Source organism: Erythrobacter sp. (genome assembly GCF_023653175.1).
In the GTDB taxonomy this organism is placed as follows: domain Bacteria; phylum Pseudomonadota; class Alphaproteobacteria; order Sphingomonadales; family Sphingomonadaceae; genus Erythrobacter.
The window spans coordinates 1-3304 of sequence record NZ_JAMNXL010000270.1 but is presented as its reverse complement, the minus strand read 5'-3'; the positions used below and the strand labels follow the sequence as shown (position 1 = coordinate 3304).

Annotated in this window: 3 protein-coding genes; all 3 read right to left on the bottom strand. The window is 68.0% G+C overall.

The genetic code is table 11. From position 1 onward, the window contains the following. Nucleotides 1-138: 138 nt before the first annotated feature. Nucleotides 139-1488 carry a PQQ-binding-like beta-propeller repeat protein gene (locus NBV68_RS18690; protein ID WP_296312927.1) on the bottom strand — a complete coding sequence of 450 codons (1350 nt, stop codon included), beginning with the start codon at nt 1486-1488 and terminating at the stop codon, nt 139-141. A 25-nt stretch (nt 1489-1513) separates the two neighbouring features. Next, nucleotides 1514-2311, bottom strand: a complete 798-nt coding sequence (locus NBV68_RS18685) for a tetratricopeptide repeat protein (protein ID WP_296312924.1) — start codon at nt 2309-2311, stop codon at nt 1514-1516. Between the two features lie 171 nt (nt 2312-2482). Continuing rightward, a partial coding sequence (locus NBV68_RS18680) for a glycosyltransferase (protein ID WP_296312921.1) occupies nt 2483-3304 on the bottom strand: 822 nt, incomplete at its 5' end.

Below are 3304 nucleotides of genomic sequence, written 5' to 3'. Positions count from 1 at the left end.
TCCTACAGCACAAGGGTTAACACCCCGGCAATTGCGCCCCGGATCGACGACGACCCGGCGAAAAGGACGCTACGACCCGGTTACGACCCGCCAATGACCCGCCGACGGCGGGCAGTGGCGGAAAGCCGAAGCAGGCAATCACTTCCAGGCGTGGATCGTGCCGCTGTCGTCCAACAGGAAAAGCATGCCATCGGCAACGACCGGGGCAATGCTGACCGGCTGGCCGATATCGGCGAACAGCGAGGCCGAACCCTCGCCCGCGCTGACCTTCCACAGCTCCCCGCGCGAGCTTGCCACCCACAGCTGGCCGCCGGCGAGCACAGGGCCGGTCCAGAAGATCTGCCCTTCCTTGTCTTCCTCGTCCTTGTAGCGCCGCAGCTGGCTGATCCAGCGCACCCGGCCGCTCGACCGGGCGATGGCGAGCAGGCGTGCATCGTCGGTGAGCGTGAAGATCCACTCGCCCGCGATCGCTGGGGTGGAGATGCCGGCGAGGTTAAGCTCCCAGATGCGCTGGCCGCTGACCAGTTCATAGGCCGCCATGCGCCCGCCCTGCCCGAGCGCATAGACGCGGCCCGAATCGATGATCGGATCGGCGTCGATATCGGTGACCGAGCCGACCGTGGTCGAGATATTGGTGCGCGCCAGCGCGTCCGACCACAGCACGCGGCCGTTCTCGTAGCGGTAGGCGGTGAGCTCGCCGCTCGAATAGCCCGCGACGATCGTGCCCTGACCGGCGGCGGGCGCGGCGACGCCGAACACGCCCGACTGGGTGTTCGACCCGCTCTCGTCCCACACCAGCGAGCCATCGCCGATGTTGAGCGAGATCAGCTGGTTGTCCTGCGTCATCACGAAAAGCTGGCCGAAGGCGATGGTGGGCGAACCGCGCAGGGGCCCTGCGGGCTTGACCTTCCACAGCATTGCGCCGGTCTCGGCATTGATCGCCTTGACCTCGCCCACGCCGTTGGTCGCGTAGAGCTTGCCGCCTTCATAGCTGGCCCCGCCGCCGAAGGCCGAGGGGCGCATGTCCTTGGTCATGCTCTCGTCGTTCTGGAGGGTCCACAGCTTGGCGCCGGTGTTCTTGTCGAAGGCGTGGATCACCCCGTCGGTGCCGGTCACGAACAGCTTACCGCCGCCCACCACGGGCGCGGCAGCGAGGCGTTCGCGGTTGCTCGATCCGGCGACCTGCGCGCTCCACACCTTGGTCGGGGTCTCGGCGAGGGCGAGGTGGCCGTAGGACTTGCTCGCCGCGCCGCCAGCCTGCGCCCATTCGGGATTGTTGCGCTGCGGCGGCAGCACCACGCTGATCCCGGCGAGCGCGGGATCGACCTCGGCCCCGCTCTCGATGCGCGAGAGGATCGGCACGCGGTTGCCGATGGTCGGCGTGGTCTTGTCCTTGCCCCCGCCGAACAATCCGCCCTTGCAGCCGGAAAGCCCCACCGCCAGCACGCCCGCCAGCAGCGCGGCGCGCAGGATTTTACTGTGTGTCATAGGCGCTTTTATTCCCATCCCTCGATCATTGTGCAGACGGCGCGGGCGGTGCCGCAGCGCTGTCGCCTTCGTCATCGGACGTGACCCCTTCGTCCTTGAGCAGCTTATTCACGTCAACGATCGCGTCGACGCCCATCAGTCCTGCCATCTGTCGCGCGCGGCTGCGCAAGCTTTCGGGCAGGTCTTCATCCTTCGAGATTTCCGCGAACAGCTTGCCCGCTTCGCCGCGGTTGCCGGCTTCCAGATGCGCCATTGCCACCAGCTCGCCCGCCGAGCCGAAATAGGGATTGCCAGGGACGGCCAGATCCTTGAGCTGCGCGATCACGGCAGCAGGCTGCATGGTGTCGTAATTGATGCTGACCTCGCGCACGCGGGCCAGATCGCGCAGAGCGGGCGGCGTGGTCGGGTCGGCGGCGACCTGCTTGTAGAGCCCGCTCGCCTTGGTCTTGTCGCCCGCTTCCAGCGCTGCAGCCGCCTGGATGAACCGCGCCGCCGCGCGCGCACCGGGCGAGCTGTCCTCGCCGAGCAGGCCAGCGACCTTCTCGGACGCGCTCTTGAAATCGTTCTTCTCGGCAAGGTCGAGCGCGGAAATCACCGTTTCCGACTGCGTCTCGAGCGCTTGTTCGGCATAGTGGTCCCAGATCATATATCCGCCCAGCGCGGCGACCAGTGCCAGCACCCCGCCCAGCACCTTGACCCCGTGCTTGCGCATGAATTCGAGCGCCGCGTCCTCGCGCACCGCCTCGTCGATTTCGCGGATCAGCACCTCGTCCTCGCGCGAGGGGGCGGCGGTGTCGGGGGAGGTGGTCGGAATGCGCGCCATGGTGGGCCTTGGTGTCCTCGTGATATGATCCGCGCCGCCATGCTGATGAGGGCGCGAGGGCGCTCTTTAGGCAGGTGAAGGCCCTCGCGCAATGGCACCGGCTGTCAGGGCGCAGGAGTGGCGGGGAGTGATTGAACGGGGGATGAAGCAATCTGCGTGGAAAAGCAGGTATCAGAAGGCCCGCCCCATCGCGCCCGCATAGGCCGCTTCATAGGCGGCCTGCATCACCGCAAAATCGAAATTCTCGTGCGCGCGGGCGGCGTTGGCCTTGCCGAGGCGTGCGCGCAGAGCGGTGTCGGCGGCGAGCGCGAGCAGTGCGCCCGAAAGTGCCCCGACATCGCCCGCAGGCGCCAGGAGTACGCGACCCTGTTCGCACAGGATATGGCGGATATCGCCCACATCAGTCGCCGCCACCGGCACGCCTGCCGCCATCGCCTCGATCACCGAGAGCGGAAATTGCTCGGAAGCCGAGGACAGGGCGAAGATGTCGAACAGGCCGACGACCTTGGCGGGGTCGACATTGCCGGGAAGGTGGACGCGCGCGGCGATCCCCAGCGCTTCGGCTGCGGCGGTGATGGCACCGCGCTCCGGCCCCTCACCGCAGATCACCAGCTGCCATTCGGGCGGGAGGGCTGCGAAGGCAGTGACGAGATCGGGCAGGCGCTTGACCGCGCGAAGGCCTGCAAGCGTGCCGACCCAGAACTGCCCCTCGCCCTTGCGGATCGGCAGGGCGGCAGGATCGGGCGGGGCGGCAAAGGCTGCGGTGTCGATGCCGTTGGGGATGCGCAGCACCCGCGCTTCGGGCTGGCGCCAGACATCGCGGGCGATCGTTTCGAGGCCCGTCGAGGGCACGATCAGCGCCGCCGCCCGCCCCAGTGCGGCGCGGCGGTAGAGGTTGCGCGCAGGCTTGAGGCGCACCGCCTCGTCCTCGTTGAAACCGTCCTCGTGGTGCACCAGCGGCGGGAGCTTCCAGACCCCGCCGAACACGCGGTG

Coding starts and splice junctions, on each gene's coding strand:
- NBV68_RS18685 (WP_296312924.1), bottom strand. CDS start 2,311: ATGGCGCGCATTCCGACCACCTCCCCCGACACCGCCGCCCCCTCGCGC.
- NBV68_RS18690 (WP_296312927.1), bottom strand. CDS start 1,488: ATGACACACAGTAAAATCCTGCGCGCCGCGCTGCTGGCGGGCGTGCTG.